The organism is Aureispira anguillae (genome assembly GCF_026000115.1).
Classification (GTDB): Bacteria; Bacteroidota; Bacteroidia; order Chitinophagales; family Saprospiraceae; genus Aureispira; species Aureispira anguillae.
This window is the reverse complement of record NZ_AP026867.1, coordinates 3,990,697-4,009,510: the sequence shown is the minus strand read 5'-3', so window position 1 is coordinate 4,009,510 and position 18,814 is coordinate 3,990,697. Positions and strand designations below refer to the sequence as shown.

Here is an 18,814-nt window from a genome sequence, read left to right as displayed (position 1 = left end):
TGTATGAAAATATTAATTATCAATGGCCCTAACTTGAATTTATTGGGCAAACGAGAGCCTGAAATTTATGGCAACACATCTTTTCAAGATTTCTACTTAGAACTGCAAGTTGAATTTCCTCAAATAGAGTTGCAATATTATCAAAGTAATGTAGAAGGGCAGCTAATTGATAAATTACATGAGGTTGGTTTTGAATGGGATGGAATTGTATTAAATGCGGGAGCTTATACACACACCTCTTTGGCTTTGGCAGACGCAATTGCAGGGATTACTACTCCTGTTATAGAGGTACATATATCCAATGTTTTTGCGAGAGAAAAAATTCGCCATCATTCTTTTATTGCTCCTCATTGTATTGGAAGTATTTCGGGGTTGGGTTTACAAAGTTATAAATTGGCTTTGCGTTATTGGCTTGATTGCGTCCATTGACCATATACTAAAGTACTTGTCCATTTTTTTAGAATATTAAGAGAAATATTATATGTTTTTAGGTCTAATTTCGGTAGAATCATTGCTGTAAAGGTTAAAAAAAAGAATTTAAGATGGATAGGCAAGTCTTTTTGTGAAATTTTTGTTAAATTGTGAATTCTTAAAACTACATGATAGATTAAAACGTTTTAGTTAAAAAATTTATTCTAAAACTCTAGTTGTTTACACTTCTTTCAGCAAGACAAAAAAACATATTTTATCTATTTCGATTGCATGAACCTAAATCGTTTTAGATGATCTATATATAAATATACCCCCATCAACATAGTATTCTTTTTAGAATAGAGCATGTATGTTATTTTATTTAATCTTCTTAATGAACCTAAATCGTTTTAGGAAAAAATGAACAACTATGAAACGAAACTTTTACTTAAGTGTAATACTTTTAACCTCTTTCTTTCTAGCAGGCAATCAGAGAATAAATGCACAGTATTGTGCGTCTAATGCTACCAATACTGCGGATTCAAAAATTGACAATGTCCTACTCATTGGCGAAACCGTAACAATTAACCAAAATTCTGCGGGGCCTTGTGAGACCTATACAGACTATACTGGTTTGTCACCAGCAGATCTTATGGTAGGCAATAATTATAGTGTTGTTATTGACCTTAGTACTTGCGGGGGAGACTATTCAAAGTCGGCTTCTGTCTATATTGATCTTAATGGAGACAACGATTTTGATGATTTGGGAGAAGATATGGGAAATACGGGGACAACGAGTCCTACAGCAACACTTAGTGTAGATTTTACAATAGGAGGACCTTGTACCGTGACTCCTGTATTGGGTACTACCCGTATGCGAATTGTATTATCAGAGAGCACGCCAAGTAATTGCGGAACCTACTCTTATGGCGAAACAGAGGATTATTCGGTTTCAATTATAGCTAATCCTAGTCCTCCTTCTGTTGAGCAATTTCATTTAATTGGTGATGCTGTGCGGACTAGTACATTGTGTACGCAATTGACTTCGGCAGCAAATGGCGAATTAGGAATGGCTTGGGATGTTGCCAATCGGTTAGATTTTTCGGCAGCATTTACTTATGATTTTATCGTTAATTTGGGAAGCGATGACGGTGGTGCTGATGGGCTAATGTTCATTATTCAAAATGACCCTAACTTACAGTGTGTGGTTCCTAGTGGTGGTTGGGGAGCTGGCAATATTTCTAATTCATTGAGCATAGAAATTGATACTTATCTGAATACGGAAGATAGAGATGATGGTATACCTGGAGTACTTTGTTCTCTTGGTCCAGATCCTGATCATTTGGATATTTGGTTGGATGGAAACGTCAATCCTTCTGGCTCTTGTGGTACGAGCCCTGGTGCTAGAATTATTCCAGCAGCTATTCCGCTTCTAGATGGAGGTGTAGATTATAATATTGAGAATGGTTTGGATCATACATTTAGACTATCGTGGGCACCAGGTAGCCCTGGGACAATTACTGCTACATTAATGGATGCTACCGCTACCATTACCTATGGTGTTGTTACTTATAGTTTTGATCCTATGACGGTCTTTGGTACAACTACTCCTATGTACGGAATTTCTGGTACAACAGGAGGCTTGAACAATGCCCAGTCATTTTGTATTCCTGCTATTCTTTTAGGAGAAAAAATTACAGCATTTGATGCTAGACTTAATTCAGATAATGTTGTGGATATAACTTGGTCGATCTTGAATGAAGATAGTGGAGTTTCTTTTGTGGTAGAAAAAAGCGCCAATAGCATTTTGTTTAAGGAACTTGTGACCATAGCTGGTGAAGGAGGCAGTCAGAAAGAGAGTCACTATGCTACAATTGATCCTAATCCATCTATTGGAGTTACTTATTACCGCTTAAAGCAGATTAGTACGGATGGTCGTATTTTATATTCTGAAATTAGAGCCGTAGAGCGAAAAAAAGTAGAGGGAAATGATATTCTGGTCTATCCTAATCCAGTTCGAAATGAAGTAACAGTAGCCTTAGAAAATGGAAGTGCTAGAACAATTCGATTGCGCAATCAATTGGGACAACTGCTAACGGTGCCTACGGTAAACCTAGGGAATAAAACTAGGCTGGATTTGTCAGACCTAGACGCAGGAATTTACTTATTAGATGTAGGCGTAAATGGATTTTCTAATAAGTTATTTAAAATCATTAAGCAATAAAAAAGAAATCGATTTGAAAATTTTGAAGCGCTTATTGTGCTTTAAAATTTTCAAATCGATAAAATAAGCGCATAGGTTTATACCATAAGGCTTCCCAAGCAAGCCGAAAAACCAATAGTAAGAATGACTAATGCTGCTAAAATCATGGATAATCCCAATGATTTTTTTTCTTTTTGTGATCGTTCTATTAAAGCAAATATGGCACCTATTATAAAAATAGCGGCTGCGTGAATAAAGGCCACAAAACCACTAAATCGAATGGGATCTCCTATCCCTGTAGTGTGCAGTATAAGGGTATAAATTATAAAAACTAACAAATTAATACTGATAACTTTATTTGAATGTTCCATGCGGTAATTTTTGATAGGGAAGTTGTTTAAGAACTGAAAATCAGCGAAGCTAATTTTTACTTCGTGCTCCTTCGGGGTGCCTTGTTTATCTAAAAATTTAGCTTCGCTGCTCCTTCGGGGGGGACTCATTATACTTACGTGAGTTCGCCATAGGCTCAGTTCAATAAAACTCCATTTTTAAACAATTTCAAATCGATGAAATCGAGGGTCAAGATTGTATCATAAGGCTTCCAAAACAAGCCGAGAAACCAATCATAAAGATGATCAAAGCAGCTAAAATCATGGACAACCCCAATGATTTTTTTTCTTTTTGTGATCGTTCTATTAAAGTAAATATGACACCTATTATAAAAATAGCGGTTGCGTGAAAAAAGGCTATAAGACTACTAAATATAATAGGATCTACTATTCCTGTGGTGTGCACTATAAGGGTATAAATCATAAAAACTAGCAAATTAATGCTGATAACTTTATTTGAATCTTCCATGCGGTAATTTTTGATAGAGAAAAATAATTAATTGGACGATGAAGGAAGTATTTCATTTTGAATAACTCGCAACTTTAGTTTTAGGTCATCATTTCGGTAGAACAGATTCATCGTTTCAAAAGGAATAATTTTTCCTTCGGTATTAACAATGTGGACACAAGATTTTTTGATGGCACGAACATCAAAGTCATAGGCATCCATAAAATTCATGACAATGATTCGAAATAGGTTGCTATAGTTCAGTTCAGGAGCAACAATATTGGGTAAACAACAAAGTAAATCGTGAAAATCTTCTTGAACAGTATCAACCGATTTAGCAGTGCTAAAAACCTCTAAAATTTTGCCTTTTAGAACTTGGTCATGTTCATAAACAATGGTGTTTTTGGAGTTGTTGAGCAAGCTTTCAGGGTCGATGAGGTTGGTCAAAGGAAATACTTTATCTGCTGTTTTTAGCGCATAGCCCATGATTAGTGCGTCGGGATTACAGGGGACGGGTATTAAATCATTGGGCTTGAAAATAGGAGCTTGTTCGAGTATTTTTCGGCGAACTTCGGTATTGGTTAAGCGATCTAAACTAGGATCAAAATCCTCTAGACGACCGCTAATTTGTATGGGTTGAAAAGTAACACCTCGTACGCATTTTTGTTTTAAGGCATAGTTAATGATTTTGCCGATTTCGTGATCATTTAATCCCTTTTGTAGGGTGACCACCAAGGTTGTAGACAAATTGAGCTGATTGAGATGGTCTAAGGCTTTCTGCCGAATTTTGGTTAGGTCTTTCCCCCTTAGTTTTAGTAAGGCTTCGGATTCAAAAGAATCAAATTGTAAATAGATTTCAAAACGTGGCATATAGCTGGCTAGGCGTTTGGCGAACTCTAAATCGGTTCCAATGCGCAAACCATTCGTATTGAGCATTAGATGTTTGATGGGCTTAGATTTAGCCAAATCTAAAATTTCGAAAAATTGAGGGTGGATGGTGGGTTCTCCTCCACTAATTTGCACCACATCAGGTTCTCCTTCGCTGGCAACAATAGCATCTAGCATTCGCTCTATTTCTTCTAAACTACGATGGTTACCACAAGAAGGAGAGGAGCTGGCATAACAAACAGGACAGGTCAAATTACAGCGATCGGTCACCTCAATTAGAGTCAAACAAGAATGCTGTTCATGATCTGGACAAATACCACAATCGTAAGGGCAGCCATATTTAGTTTCGGTATGTGGTTGGAGTGGATATTCAGAGGCTTTATTGTAGTTGCGTATTTGCTTGTAATAGTCGATGTCATCTGCTATTAATACTTTTTGAGGACCATGAGTTGGACAATATTTGCTTAGATAGACCTTCTCATTTTCAAAAATTATTTTAGCATTGATGGTTCGGTGGCACTCGTTACAAAGGCTTTGGGTATGGTCATAATAAATATAGTTGCGCATAATAAATAATGGTTGTGTTAGTTACATTACTCCGTTAAAAAACCGAACCCAGTTATGCTGGCTCATAGGCGATAGCGCACTAGCTAACCTAGCAGCGAAGCTAATCGTATTCGATTGATTAAAAAAATAACAGAGTATTATTAGTTAATAATGGTTGGATTAGTTTTTTTTGAAGGGTATTGGAGTAATACTTGGGGGTTCATCAACAAAGCATAAAAAGTTTGCCAATAATAGAGTAACCCCAGTAAACAAGTAATTTGTATGGTGCTCCACCCAAAAGAAAATTTATAGCCAGGTTTTATAAAATCAAGTAAGAATCGGAAACAGAAATAAGCCATTAAAAAAAAACGAAATCGCAGCCCTTCTTTAAATGTAATTTTCTTTTCCAAGAGCAACAAAAAGCCCCAAAGACAACCTAAGAACAGTATTTCATATAGAGCAACTGGATGCCGAAGAATGCCATCTCCTAGGTCTAATGCCCAAGGCAAATCAGAGGGAATGCCATAGGTTTGTTCATAAACTCCCATAGAAAAGCAGCCAATTCGGCCAATCATCATGCCCAATAAAAGAGGATAAACAAATAGATTGCCAGAAGAAGACTGCTCGCCAATGATTTTTTTGATGAGTTCTACACACAATAAGCCTCCAAATAGTGCCCCTACTATTGTTTTGTGCGCATAGAAATATAAGAATGAATTTTTAGCACTAAAGAAAATAAAAGGGTTTTCTAAACTGCCAACTAAACGAGAAAAAAAGAGTGCTCCAAAAGCTGCGCCTATAAAAATCCAGATGCGATTTGATTCTGAAATATGGTCTGTTTGTTGGCGACGCAAATACAAGAAGTATCGAAACCCAAGGGTGATCCCCAAAACCTCAAAAACTAAATGTGCGTTGATGCTAAACGGACCGAGGTGAAAGGTTAATGGAAAGGTCATTGATAAAATAGATTTAGTAGTCAAAGATATGTTCAATGGGAATTTGTGCTTGTTCCAACTGGAGCATTAGAGTTGATAAGTCTTTTATGAGTACAACCAAAGCAACTCGTTGTTTTGATGGTTGGGTAGGTATGATTTGTTTAAAAATGGGCTGGGTTAGGGTTGTAACCGCTTGCCAATCGATAGGAACAACTATGGTTAATAGAATAGAGGAGGTATTGCCTGCTATTTCTTTGATTTGAACCCCTGTTTTTATCAATTTGGTAAGCGCTGCTGTAAATGCAGCGTAACGAGGCAGGGTAACAAGCGTTGCTTCATTGGAAATTACATCTACCAACTTTAATTCAGGGACAGTTACTTCGTGGTTGGGGGGAAGTTGATCAATCAGTACCGCTGTCACAGGAGCGGCAACACCATAAGTGGATTTTGTTCCTAAACCAAGTCCCGAACCATAGAAGGCTTTGAATAACAACTCTACACTGATAAAAATACGGCGTTCGAGTTTTCGAATGATATTCCATTCTAACCAAGTAGTGTGCATCCAAAGTTGTTTAAATTCTTGCAAGAAAGGATACAAATACCAGGGCTCTTTTTGTATAAAATTGACATAACGTTGCATAAATTCACCATAAAATTGATCTTCAGCCGTCATTTTGGAAGGAATTAAAGCGGTCAGGCGACCAATGCTTTGTTCATACAAGAGTTTCCCTCTATATTCTATCATGGTGCTGTAGCCAATGACTTTTATCATGGTATGGTATTGATTATTATAGGGAAAATGTGTCTTGATTTCTTCGGATAGTAAGGCATAACTGTCCCAAAATTGCTCTACATGTTGCTCATAAGGAAAGGTTGTTGAGGTTTTTTCTTTGAAATAAAGCGCTTGTTCGGCGGGGCTAAAAACCAAGAACCATTCTGGATAGGTTAAAAAGGTTTGGTCACCTGAACGTTGGTAGTCGGCAGGCGTTAGGGGAGTTGTGGTATTGGCAAACCAGCTTCTGTCAAGCTGTTTGGGAAGAAGCGTTTTTTTTTGATGCCGAATCTTTGTTTTGATTAAAAAACAGACAACAACGATGAAAAAGAAACAAAGGATATAAAGAAATAGTAGCATTATTCAATTTGAGGTGTTTGATTGGTTTGGGAATAAAAAATGTTAGGTCAAAGATATATTATATTTAATCTTCTATCAAATTTTATCAACAAGGAGCATTAAATAGGCGATGACAAGTTTTTGAGCCTAAAAAAAAGTATGATTTTACCTTTGGTAGATTGCTGTATACCATTGGTTGAACAAATTGATGCAATTTACCAACTCAGCTTTTCTTTTTTAGAATAATGCTTTCTGCTTGTTTTCTTATAATAGCGTCATAGAAGTTTTGTAAATGGGCATAGTCATCGCTAAAAAAAGTAGTTTCATTTAGTTTATAACTATAAACCAATTGAATTTTTTGCCCCAAAGCAGTTGCATTGTAGCTAAACTGACCACTTTTGTGGGGAAGTTTAATAATTTCGGGAGTAGGCAATGATTCAAGGGTATAATTTTCGGGAATATGGATGGTCATTACAAAGCTTTTTTTAGCAAGTGTCATGAACTCAATAGGATATTTTCGGCTAGAAGCTTGAAAAGGATTTTTCTCGATTCTCCCCATAAAAATAGGATTTAGTACAAGGCGATTGTTTGTTGAAGAACAGGATTTTTGTAGGCTAATTTCAAAATTCATATTGAGCGGAAGTTCATTTTTGTCCATGTTTTGCACTTTACCAGGACCAATTTTGAAATATTTCTGTTCTCGGTCTAATTGCCGAACAAAACCTTTAACGCTTTCTTCTTTTAGCCATTTTTGGCGTAAATAATAAGCCGCATAGTCTTTAGCAACATATTTTAAGGTTCCCTGCACGAGCCCTTCTTCATCCAATGTTAGTTCAGAAATATAGCTTTCTAGGTCTTTTTTAGAAGGGTTTAGGTTGACCCACGAAGCATAGCTGCCCAGCCTTAGCCCTTGTCCATTTAGGCAACGTTTGGGCAATAAATCTAGGGTACTGAGCGGATCGGTTGCATCCAACAAATGAATGCTGCCATCCTTTTGTTCAAATCCTGCAATGAGATAATTAAAACTATGAAGGGATGGTTTTATAGGGTTGACAACGCCTTTGTTCCGAGTATTCAACAAAACAGGGAATGCTTTTAGTCCAGCACTTTTTAGCGCCATAACCAGCAGTAAGTTTACTTCCGCTGAATTGCCAATTTTGTCTTCATAAATATCCTTTAATGCATTATTACAATAAAAATTGGCAAATCCATTCCATTGAATCCTATTTTGGATGTGTTTTAGCAAGGTAAGCGCAATTTTTTGCTCTTCTTCCAAGCCTTCTACCAGATTGTGTACATCTTTGTCAATAAAATAGACATCTTCCAATTGTCCTCCAAGATTATTGCTACCTAAAAGTGTTTGGCAAACATTATCCCAAGTATAAGCCCGTTTGAAAGAAAGCCCGCCAGGAACATTGTGTCCAATAATATCAAACTCTAAAGCTCCTCGATAGTTGTTGGAGGAAGAAAGAAAGGGTTCAACTTTAAAAGCTGGAATATCAGAGGCAGTATAATTTTTTTCTAGCTCTGTATATTGATAATCATTAGAGCCGCCATTATAATTGAAATTTGAGAGGGTATTGTTTTGTTTGGTAGTGAGTTCAATATATCCTTTTTTAGTAACTTGGTAATCAATAAAATCAGGATGGCTGAGTTGATAAAAGAACCATTTGGTAGGAATGTCAGCTTGAACATTCCAAGACGGAATGTCAAAAATATGAGGGGATTGAATGGTATATTGGATGTCAACTACACTACCTACTTTTACATCCAAAGGGGTATAGTTTAGAATATGAACACCTTCGTATTGTTTGTCTATTTTTATAGCACTTTGGGGCAAGATCGATTTTTGTATTTTGCCATCTACCCAATTATAAGTAATTACCCGAAAATTGGTAAGCTTGTCAATGTCAAGGTGTTTGTTAATGTATAAAGAGATTGAATTATCAAGATATTTCAAACCTTCCTTAGTATAGATTTTGAGTCTGAGTTTGGTGGATAGATCAGCCCTAAATCCTCCTTGACCATTGATGTCAGTATAATAAGAAATCCGTGTTTTACATTCATCGTGTAAATAGGCAGCCACTGCGGAGGAATCGTCAGGATAATATTGGGCCGTTAATTCTTTTTTGGAGGGCTTGCCAAAAGGGATGATGGTTTGAGCAGAAAGACTCCCTGCGTAAACGATTAGGAACAACGATAAAAAAGTAAGTTTCATAGGGTAGTAGGTTATCAATTTTAAAATAAAAGCGCATCCAGTTTTCGAATGAACAATTGGTCTAGAATTTTAATCAAATGAGGCAATTGTTCTGCTGGGCGTAACTCTCGTTTGGGAGATTTAAAAATAGTATCTTCTAGATGGGTAGGAGAATAAGTCCTACGGGCTTTTTTGTATTTTTGGAAAAAACTTTTGCGATGAATAGCGTCAGGGGTTTTTAGGTCTTGCGCACTAGATTGTACCCAATACATATATTTTTGATCGGCTATAATAATACGATGCCAGCCCTCTTCTTCATTGAGATAGAGATTGGCACCAATGCCATCAATGAGCAATTCAATACCAAGCAAGACATCCTCTTTTTTTTCAGGTTTCCAACAATTTGGATCTTCGAGGTTTAGGATTTTTTTGTGGTATTGGCGTGCTTTTTCTTGAAGAATAACTTCTCCCTGATCATTTTCGACATCTACCATAGCGTTATAAACTTCTTCTTGATACCAAACACTACGAGCAGACCACTTAAATCCCTTCTGAGCACAAATTTTTGTATAATAATCCAATAAACGTTTGGGTTCTTTGCCATAAATTCCCAAGTACAACCCTTCTTTATCCGTCTTAAGGGTACGATAAAGTTCTAGTTTTAGTTCAAAGTAGTCTTTTTCCCACTGCTCCATGGCTTTGTATAAGTTGGTATTGAGCGTAGTTAAGCCCATTGTAATCAGTGCCATTTCCAACTCATTCTGCTCCCCAGTTTTGCGATGCTGCTCAAATTTGTCTTGAAGCGCCAAGAAATTAGTAAACTGCAACGATTTTTTTTCATTTGCCCAAAATTTCTTAGCGTTCTTGCGCTTAGATCGTTTGAGTATATCCAATTCGCTGAGTAATCGCACATAAAAACGCCCCTCAAACAATTGAACCATATTTTGTCGCAACTCACTAGCAAAATCCATATACTCATTCTGTGTGAGTTCTTCTAACATCAATTCTAATTTGAGTGGATCGGCTTCAATGTCAATGTGGATAGCTCCGTCTTGAATATCTACTTCTAAGACCAACTTTTCATCAAAACTATATTGATTTAACTGATGGGCTAAAGGAATAATTAATTCTTCTCGAAGCGTTCGTTGCAATGCTCTAGCACCATATTTGGGTTGGTAGCCTTTGGTACATAAGACATCGTATAAAGTATCAGAAAGCTTAAATTCCAGATTTCTATGGAGGATGCCTTCCCGTTTTTTTAGAATGTCTAGCTCTCGCTCAACGACAAAACGAACAACCTCTTTGGTTAGAGAATAAAAGGGAACAACTTGATCGATTCGGTTAAAAATTTCTGGTCGAAAATAATGGCGTACCTCATTGAGAAAATGCTCCGCTTCTCGCTGCTCGGTTTTATCCTCAACCCAACCAATACCATTGTTTTGTAGTTTTTTTGCACCAATATTGGATGTCATAATGATGATAGAACTACAGAAATTAACCACTTTTCCTTGGCTATCTGTCAGTCGCCCTTCGCCCAACATTTGAAGCAGCAAATCATTAAAAGAAGGATGTGCTTTTTCTAATTCATCAAAGAGCAAGACACAGAATGGATCTCGCCGAACAGCAGAAGTAAGCAAGCCATCAGAAAAATAGCTCTCGCCCGTAAGCCTTGCTACAGCATAAGGGGTAGAATACTCGCTCATATCAAAACGAATCATCTTATCTCTACTCCCAAACATAAATTGAGCTAATACCTTTGCCATCTCTGTTTTTCCGACTCCTGTAGGGCCTACAAATAGCATAGAAGCAATGGGCTTGCCTTGGCGCAATAAAGCTGTTTTGACCGAAGCCAAAATATTGGTTAGCGTTTGAATGGCATGAGATTGCCCAAATACATTGGCATTAAAAAATTGTTCTATCTTAGGCAAGTCCATAGGAATAGCAGGATCGACTATAAAGGGAGGCATGCCCGTTTCTTCGCAAAACGTCTTGATTACTTCTGTACGATTGAGTACATACAATTGATTTTCTTTGAGCATGTTATGTTGTTTGGCTTTAGAGCCAATAAGGATGCTTTCTAAAAAACGAATGGGTTTGCCAGGAAAACCAGAATAGGGCGTATAGCGTTTGTTCAGTCGAATGGTTTCTTTTATCGCTTCTTTTTCGATGACAATTTTTTCGGTATGGGCAATGCTTTGGACCTTCTCCAAAATAATTTGCTCTAGTTCTAAGTTGTCTTGTGGTTCAGCGAGCTGTATAACTTGAAAGTTGTTGATATAATTGGGACTCCGAGTTTCTATACGTGCAAATTCTTCTTCGGTACATTCAGAAATGATTGTAATTTCTCCACGAGCAATATATTCACGCAAGTAATCTGCAACACTGACATTATTGCCTTGATATTGCCCAACTTCAAATAATTCTAATAAGTTGCGGATAAAAAGGATGTCTCCTCGTTGGATCAACTCTTTGCAGAGTAAGGTTAAGTTTTCTTGCCAGCCAACCTCACCGCTCAATTCCTTAATTAGGGTAGAGGCTGTGGTTTCCCAGATGTTTTTTGAAATTTTATAAAAAGAACGACGATGCACGAGTTCCCATACAAGCGTACTTTTTCCGACTCCTGAACGTCCTACAATCAAGACATTTTTATTGTATTTCCCTTTCAGGGTATCGGCCAATTGATGCAATTCTTTTTGGTAACCAAAAAGCGTTTGTTGATGGATGGATACCTGCTGTGCTACTTTTGGCAAGAGTTCTTTTTTCTTTGCTTCTTGTAGCGAAGCAATTTCGCTAGGAGTATAAGTTCGGAGGTCTAGCGTTTGGGTACTCAATGTTGCTTTATCAAACCATAAGGTAGAAATAACATCTTGTAGCAAATTAAGACGCTTATTGCGCATAAAATCTAAACGAATTGCTTCCTGAACGGCGGCCTCAATTTCATCTTCTTCTAAGGTAAAAGCTTCCACTCCCAAGGCTGGTACTACTGCCCAATATCCTTGTTGGTGTGTTTGGAGAAAATAATCAAAACTTACCTCCAACTCCTTAAAGGCAATCTGTGATTTGCCAGCTTTGAATTGAACGCTTACTTTTTTTTGCTCAAAATCACCTTGTACATAATAATCTAGCAAGGTATAATACTCCCCTTTGTCCAATAGTTTGTCTTGGTAGCTATCTCCAAATTTGCCAGCCATCATAGGCGCAGGTATATTGACCCAAAGAACCTGATTATCCAAGATAGGAGTCGTAATAATATCTGGGTTGTTTTCTATTTGAAGCTGTACAATGTGAAAGGGTAGTTTTATTTTTTGCATCTGATATTGTTGGTTTTTATGAGCAACTGACAAATATAAAAAAAAGAGGGCATATAAAAGGGATTATTGATAGGCAGTTGTTCCGTTTAACTCCTGTTTTGTTCCATTGGTCAAATAGAACAATACATTTGAATATGATTTCTTATTGAAAGTGGGAAATATTTTTATATTTGCCCTTTATAAATAAAAATTTAAACGCTAAACTTATTAAACCATGAAAAAAATCAAGCTTATTGCTTTGATTTTCACAGTTCTATTGTGTGAAATTCAAGCACAGCATTATACAGGAGTTGCCGAATCTCATTATGCAGGCTATCTTGGTCTAGACATTAATCCCGCCAATGTGGTTACTCCTTATTTTAAGACCGATATTAATCTACTTACTTACAATCTTTCTTTTGTTAATGATTATGCAACACTCAGATGGGATAGTCTAGCGAATGGAACTGGAGACTTTTTTGACCGTTTGAGTTATAAGAATGGAACCAATGAAGCAAATTTAGCCTTTAATGGTGAATTAACTTTGCTAGGAGGAATTGTGTCGATTGGAGATAAAATGGGAGTAGGTTTTGGTATTAAAAGTAGATTTTTATTAAATGCGAGAGGAATTAATAAGGATTTGATTAGAATGAGTGCTTCAGGATTAGAGGATTCTACCTTCTATGGCAGTTCTTATACCGATGACTATTCTTACCTTTCTGCTATGGCTTGGAACGAATACAGCGTAGCCTTTGGTGCAGAAGTGTTCAACACAGGAAAGCATTATCTAAAAGTGGGAGGAGCCTTAAAACTCTTGCAAAGTGTGGGTTCTTTTTATGTACACGCCAAGGATATTTCTTATGCATTTTATAATGCAGATACCATCTTAAATGCTTCAGGACAAATTTCTTTTGGAGGAAATGAAGCGATGTTGGATATGTTTAATGGGAAAGGAATGCCAGATTTTTACAATCAATTTGGTGGGGGCAACTTTGGATTTGCTGCTGATTTTGGAGCCGTTTATGAATATCGTCCAGATAGTGAGAAAGAATATAAACTAAAAGCAGGTTTATCTTTTCACGATATAGGCTTTGTGAGCTATAAAAAAGATTTAACCTCTTCTAATACGATCACGTTTAAGAATTCAACCTTTAACATTAATATGTTTGATGGCATCGAAGATCTTTCTGAAATCAATAAAATCATAATTCAAGATACCAGCCAATTTAATCACAATCAGGGAGAGGAAAATTATTTGATGCAAACTCCTTCAAGAATGAACCTCTTTGTGGATTACAAGGTCGTTAAAGGGTTTTATGTTTCTTTTTTGAGTGAAATTTCTTTGTTTGATCGAAATAATCCACATAAAATAGTTGGAATCAATTCATTTGAGTTGACCCCAAGATATGATTTTAAATGGTTTGGATTCTCTTTGCCAATATCTTATGTACAGAATTCTGGGTTTAACCTAGGCTTGGGATTGAGAGTAGGACCTGTTTTTGCGGGATCATCAAACCTAATTGATTTGGTTAGAGCAGGGAATGAAATCGATAAGTTTAATGTTTATTTTGGATTTAGAATTCCATTATACAAAAGCGTAGAATAAGTTCTGCAATAGGGACATTTTATATAGATCGAATCAACGACAGTCATGCTTTAACAAAAGCATGACTGTTGTGTTTTTAGCCTAAACTCAATAGCCTAGCTTAAAATACTGTTCTAAACTCTTTATATTTTGCAAACCATAAGGCGTTACTTGAAAAGTTGTGGAAGTGCTGTAAGGGGAATATGGATTTAATAAAATTAATTGTTGTTCTGCTGTTTCAATAAGCTCCCATTGTCCTTGTTGTTCATGGGTGGTATATTCTCCATTGCCTAATATATATAACTTTTGGTAACTATCTTTGGGTTGATAAATGCCCTCCAGCTGGTATCTGCTGCGTTTAACAGAAAGCGATAAGATCTTATTCGGATAATTTTGGGGACGCTGAATATATATAACAAGGAATACTATTATTCCCCAAAATAGAATGCTTAGGTAGTAATTTTTTTTATTCATAAATAGCTAAAGAGTATTCATCGGTCGCTATATGGAGATAAGACTCATTGTGTAGAATATCTTTTAGCCCGTCTGGAGTAACTTTAAATTTTCGTTCTTCAAAATCAGCAAGTTTAGGGAGGGAGGCTCTCGGCTGAAAGTTGGGACGATGCAAGATGATATGTTGTGTTTGATCTTTATAAGAAAGTTCCCAAGTTCCCTCTAAAACGATTGATTCATTACCTTCTTGTATGCTATAATTATAAGTATAGGTCGAGTCTAAGATTAGATCTTTTGTATGCTTTGAATTCACAATTTGATAAGTTCCAACTAGGCTGTCTTTATATCCTAAGCCAACAGGGGCGTAGTGCTTATTGGTTTTTTTTTGAGCCAAAATAGGGGCTGTTTTCGGAGCAGAAGGTTGAGGATAAGTGAAATAAATTAAGCAGGTTAAAATAGCTCCTCCTAGGCAATACATAAATTTGTTCATAGTAAGCATTTGAGGTAAAGAATTAGATGATCATAGGGCTAAGATATGGACTATCTCAATTGCTTCCTGTTTTATAGCTGTTAAGATTATTAAATGATTTGTTAAATATACCACTATCAGACTTGTTTAAATGACAGCATATTGTACACTAAAAGTAGTAACTAGTCATAGAAGAATGGTTACACAAAATAACTCAAAAAAAGCGGCGAGTCATTACTAATGGCAGACCAATCAAAAACAAAGTAACTAGATTAATCAAGCACAAATTGTGATAAGCTTGATAATAGATCGTAATGCTAGAGTCAATGCAAAACCAAGATAAAAGCCCTACCCACAGGGCTTGATAGGCCCATTTTTCGCATTTCGCAAAACCATTTTTGATAATAGCAAGCATTAATAAATGGAAACCAACAATAGTTCCTCCAATGATTCCAAATAGCCAATTTTTGAATGCTAATGTTGATGCGGGCATAGGGGCACCTTCAAAAAAGACCTGAACGGTTTGTTCATTATAGAAACTGAATACAAAACTATTCCCTGCAAAGGCTGCTAATAAACCAACCCCAATAGCCATGATATTGGCTCCAACAAGCCATCGAGTCCAAAATTGAAAAGATTGATTATTCATGTTTTTTTGTTGAAGTTAAAAAAAAACGCCTTACAAGGAAGAATACTAAAAATACTAATCCGATTAAACCATACCACCATTTGGAAAAGGTAGAAAGAGGAACAACTGGGATATTAGAATCATCTCCTAAGTTAATAAATGCTGCCCAGAAATAAGGATGCGTAAGTAAATCTTTTTCTTTTTTTAATTTTCTGATATAGTCTAACTTAGCACTTCTTAATGCAGCAGATTTAGATTTTCCTTTTGCCAATTCTTTATAAAATGTTCCCATAATTTTAGCAGTCGAAAAATCGTTGACTTGCCAAAGTGTCATGATTAAACTTGGAACACCTGCATACATAAATGATCGCCCAATACTCATAATTCCTTCTACTTTTTGATGCTGACCATCACCTGTCTCACAAGCACTAAGAACCACTAAATTAGTGGCGATTTTCATATTGGTCAATTCATAGGCATAGACCCAATCGTCTTCTTTGGATTTTCCTGTACTATCTTTGGTAAAAGCCATGCAAGAATTCATGGGATTTTTTTTGTCCATAATACTATGCATTGCCAAATGAACAACACTAAATTGTTTAAAATCTATTGGATTAAAATTAGCTTCTGTAGCTTCTTGTCCCAAAAAAAACGCCCCTTCAAATTGTTCTTGGAGTGCTAATACTTCTTTTCTTGCACCAGGCAAATCCAGTAATTGGGCTCTTAAGGGGTCAACTGCTGTAGCTGGATTGTAAGAGGCTGCAAAAGCAGCAATTTTGTTGGAATGATTAGGAGATTGAGCTTGTTTTTGTTGAGTGTTGATTAGAAGCCCAGCAGAATAAGCGTAACGAATATTGTACTTGTTAATAAGATATTTTAAATCCTTGTATTGTTTAGATTGGACGCTATTCGATTCGTATAAAAATGCCTCAAACGGTAGCCTGTTGAGTTGTTTGTCAGGAATTAAAATTAGATTTTTTATCGTTGGGTCAATGTATTTTTTTAACAAAATTTCATAAAAATAATAGGCATTATCAGAAAATGCAGCATGTGCTTTGGTTGGTGTTTTTTTTGCAGCTTGGATATTGGTTAAGGCGAAACGAAAGTCATCTAAATTTTTGTGAAAGGTCGGATCAATTTTTACAACATCCACATCTACCTTATGTTTGCCAACACAAAAAACGTATAAAAAACCTTTGGTGTACATATATTCAATTAACATTGTGCTATCATCTAGCAATTGTTCTTGAATTTCTTGGACTTTAGTAGGTGTATTTTTATGTTGAAGTTGAAAATATTGAGGATGCTCTTTTTTTAGGACAGTATTAAATCCTTCCTGTTTTTGTTTTAATTGAAATAACTTGGTGCTCAGTTCCTGTTCTTTTGTTGAGTCTGCTATTTCTTTTGCCCGAAACAGTTGTTGTTCTACCTTGCTGATGGTTTTTTTTAGTTCAATCTTAGCATTAATTAAACGATCAGGAACACCACCAAATTTTAAGGCATTATTGGATTTTAGAGCAAGTTTTAATAAGGCAGATTTATTTTGATCGGCATCTTCAATCAATTCTTCTAATAGATTAGTTTGCTCTTTTTCAGGATCTAACTTCCGATAGAACATTACTTTGCGCAGTGTGTTTTTATAACCTTGATAAAAAATATCATTTAAATCGTCCAAATTATGGATGTCCTGTCTAAGTCTTGCTAATAGAAGATCACTTGCCCTTAGATGTTTTTGATAGAGTTGTTTGTTGAATGCAGATGGATTGTTCGCAATCATTTTGTCGATAGAAAACGTTTTAGTCGCATAAGCAGAGGCTAGTAGCATGGGGGCAATAATTGGAGTTGTTGTAAATTCTGGGATGCTGTCTAGAGGAATGTTATCTGAATAAGCAGGTAGTAAAGCAAGCATTGCACGATGCCCATAAAATACGGTCATAGAATCTTGATTTAGCCCCTTTGTGACATCAGCTAAAACCTGATAAATGTAATAATTTCTGATGTGTTTTTTGCCCACTGTTTTCTGTGCTAAATCGAGTCCTTTGAACAAATATTCTTTGGCAAGTGAATAATGCTTAGATTGGGTATACATCTTGCCCATATTGGTATACAATCGAATCATTTTAGGGTTATTGGCACCGTATTTTTTCAATTGAATTTGGAAGGCCTCTTCTATCAATTTCTTTCCCTTTTCTTCTTTGCCTTTCATAAAAAGATAAGTCAGTCCTATTGAGTTCATGACAGTAGCAATTTTCAAATGACCAGAAGGGTATACTTTTTTTGCAATAACTAGTGCTTCTTTTGAAGTTTTAATGGCTTCCTCTTTTCTGCCTAAATCTGAATAGGGATCTCGCATTCCTAAATAAACGGTAATTAAATAAGGATGATTAGAACCAAGGTTTTTTTTGAAATTTCGAACTGTATTTTCAAAATACTCAATAGCTGTATTCATGTTTCGTTGTAGGCTGTAACAAACGCCTATGTTGTAGTAAATTTTACCCGTTTCGAAATGATCTTCTCCCAATTTTTTTTTTCGAATATCTAAGCATTGATGAAAATACTTTAATGCGGTATTGTAGTCTGATTGCATGTCATAAACAACGCCTATATTACTTAATAATTCGGCATGTTCTAAACTTTGGGGGACTAAGTTTGAGTGTTTTTCTATGGCAGTACTGAGCGCCAGAGATGAGTCTAATTTGTGCATTTTCCAATAATTCCTAGCCATTTGATTTTGACAATTAATATAGGAATTCCATAGGGCTGCTTGCTCAAAAATAACGGCAGCCTTTTCAAAATTTTGGTTGGACATCATAAATTGACCACTTTGTTGTTGTTGCTGTGCTAATTGGGCGAACTGATTGGCGGTAGTCGTGTCTGGATTAGCTTGGGACGTATTTTGTAAAAAAAATCCCAATAAGAAACAAAATAAGGGAAGGATATTCATAATAATTGGATAGATATATCAAGTAAAACAATAGGCATTATCTTGAATTGGTTTTATGAGAAATAAAAATTAGCTTTCTGATGAGTGTGGGCTTTACTATTGGTGGGCAACACAGTTGGTACACAGTACCAAGCTGTTCGTGCCCTACGTTTATCTTGATAAATAGGATTTTAAAAGTATAATATTAATCAAAAGTTCAATCATCGTAAAGGTTAAATATATTCTTCTTCTGTAAAGAACGCAAATAGAAATCGCAAAAACAGACAAATAATGCTTCAAAAGAGATATTTAGCCTAAAATGAGTGTTTTTGAAGTGA

Annotated in this window: 13 protein-coding genes; 3 read left to right on the top strand and 10 right to left on the bottom strand. The window is 36.1% G+C overall.

All coding sequences use genetic code 11. The features are described 5' to 3' along the window. Positions 1 to 3 precede the first annotated feature (3 nt). Entirely contained in the window at positions 4 to 429 is a 426-nt protein-coding gene (aroQ, locus tag AsAng_RS15565; RefSeq protein ID WP_264788022.1) for a type II 3-dehydroquinate dehydratase, read from the top strand. A gap of 412 nt (positions 430 to 841) precedes the next feature. After that, the gene (locus AsAng_RS15560; RefSeq protein WP_264788021.1) at positions 842 to 2,635 is read left to right on the top strand and encodes a lectin-like domain-containing protein; all 1,794 of its coding nucleotides are present in this window, start codon (positions 842 to 844) and stop codon (positions 2,633 to 2,635) included. Between the two features lie 77 nt (positions 2,636 to 2,712). On the opposite strand, the gene AsAng_RS15555 is transcribed toward AsAng_RS15560, so the two are convergent. From AsAng_RS15555 to AsAng_RS15530, 6 genes are all read right to left on the bottom strand, one after another. Beyond that, positions 2,713 to 2,985 carry a hypothetical protein gene (locus AsAng_RS15555; protein WP_264788020.1) on the bottom strand — a complete coding sequence of 91 codons (273 nt, stop codon included), beginning with the start codon at positions 2,983 to 2,985 and terminating at the stop codon, positions 2,713 to 2,715. A gap of 514 nt (positions 2,986 to 3,499) precedes the next feature. Further along, a complete protein-coding gene (locus tag AsAng_RS15550) occupies positions 3,500 to 4,906 on the bottom strand; it encodes a radical SAM protein (protein WP_264788019.1) in 1,407 nt (468 codons plus the stop codon). Between the two features lie 140 nt (positions 4,907 to 5,046). Then, a complete protein-coding gene (locus AsAng_RS15545; protein ID WP_264788018.1) occupies positions 5,047 to 5,841 on the bottom strand; it encodes a prolipoprotein diacylglyceryl transferase in 795 nt (264 codons plus the stop codon). A gap of 13 nt (positions 5,842 to 5,854) precedes the next feature. Further along, a complete protein-coding gene (locus AsAng_RS15540; protein ID WP_264788017.1) occupies positions 5,855 to 6,952 on the bottom strand; it encodes a hypothetical protein in 1,098 nt (365 codons plus the stop codon). 202 nt (positions 6,953 to 7,154) lie between these two features. After that, the gene (locus tag AsAng_RS15535) at positions 7,155 to 9,149 is read right to left on the bottom strand and encodes a hypothetical protein (protein WP_264788016.1); all 1,995 of its coding nucleotides are present in this window, start codon (positions 9,147 to 9,149) and stop codon (positions 7,155 to 7,157) included. Between the two features lie 20 nt (positions 9,150 to 9,169). Further along, a complete protein-coding gene (locus tag AsAng_RS15530) occupies positions 9,170 to 12,439 on the bottom strand; it encodes an AAA family ATPase (protein ID WP_264788015.1) in 3,270 nt (1,089 codons plus the stop codon). A 214-nt stretch (positions 12,440 to 12,653) separates the two neighbouring features. On the opposite strand from AsAng_RS15530, the gene AsAng_RS15525 reads away from it, so the two are divergent. Beyond that, positions 12,654 to 14,024, top strand: coding sequence for a DUF5723 family protein (locus AsAng_RS15525; protein ID WP_264788014.1), 1,371 nt, complete (start codon positions 12,654 to 12,656; stop codon positions 14,022 to 14,024). 87 nt (positions 14,025 to 14,111) lie between these two features. Here the strand turns inward: AsAng_RS15525 and AsAng_RS15520 are convergent, their stop codons facing one another. The 4 genes from AsAng_RS15520 to AsAng_RS15505 form a co-directional block, all read right to left on the bottom strand. After that, the gene (locus AsAng_RS15520; protein ID WP_264788013.1) at positions 14,112 to 14,477 is read right to left on the bottom strand and encodes a hypothetical protein; all 366 of its coding nucleotides are present in this window, start codon (positions 14,475 to 14,477) and stop codon (positions 14,112 to 14,114) included. Further along, positions 14,470 to 14,946, bottom strand: a complete 477-nt coding sequence (locus AsAng_RS15515; protein ID WP_264788012.1) for a hypothetical protein — start codon at positions 14,944 to 14,946, stop codon at positions 14,470 to 14,472. The genes AsAng_RS15520 and AsAng_RS15515 overlap by 8 nt, the downstream gene beginning before the upstream one ends. 193 nt (positions 14,947 to 15,139) lie before the next feature. Continuing rightward, complete coding sequence (locus tag AsAng_RS15510; protein WP_264788011.1) at positions 15,140 to 15,574, bottom strand: hypothetical protein; 435 nt, start codon at positions 15,572 to 15,574, stop codon at positions 15,140 to 15,142. Continuing rightward, a complete protein-coding gene (locus tag AsAng_RS15505; RefSeq protein WP_264788010.1) occupies positions 15,567 to 18,497 on the bottom strand; it encodes a CHAT domain-containing protein in 2,931 nt (976 codons plus the stop codon). The genes AsAng_RS15510 and AsAng_RS15505 overlap by 8 nt, the downstream gene beginning before the upstream one ends. Positions 18,498 to 18,814 lie beyond the last annotated feature (317 nt).